The organism is Saezia sanguinis (assembly GCF_003991585.1).
In the GTDB taxonomy this organism is placed as follows: domain Bacteria; phylum Pseudomonadota; class Gammaproteobacteria; order Burkholderiales; family Burkholderiaceae_C; genus Saezia; species Saezia sanguinis.
Window position 1 is genome coordinate 1 of record NZ_PQSP01000162.1, and the last position, 249, is coordinate 249.

The 249-nt window shown below is 50.6% G+C and carries 1 protein-coding gene; it reads right to left on the bottom strand.

The genetic code is table 11. The features are described 5' to 3' along the window. A partial coding sequence (locus tag CUZ56_RS15350) for a DNA-processing protein DprA (RefSeq protein ID WP_204250975.1) occupies window positions 1–249 on the bottom strand: 249 nt, incomplete at both ends.

Genomic DNA, 249 nt, shown 5'->3' on the forward strand with positions numbered 1-249 from the left:
TATAAAGGCTGCTTTTAGGATAACAGATGTCTACTCCGCAGCCAAGTACGGCATAAGTGGTTCCTCCTGCATTTAACGCTCCTCCGTGAGCCGCCGCGTCTATCCCTGCAGCCATGCCGCTAATAATTCCGACTCCGTGAGCCGCCAAGGCTTCAGCTGTTTTTGCCGCCTTGTAAAGTCCCTTTTCGCTTGCCGCTCTGGATCCCACTATTGCTATAATCTTTTCCTTATTTTCCGGAAGTCTGCCTT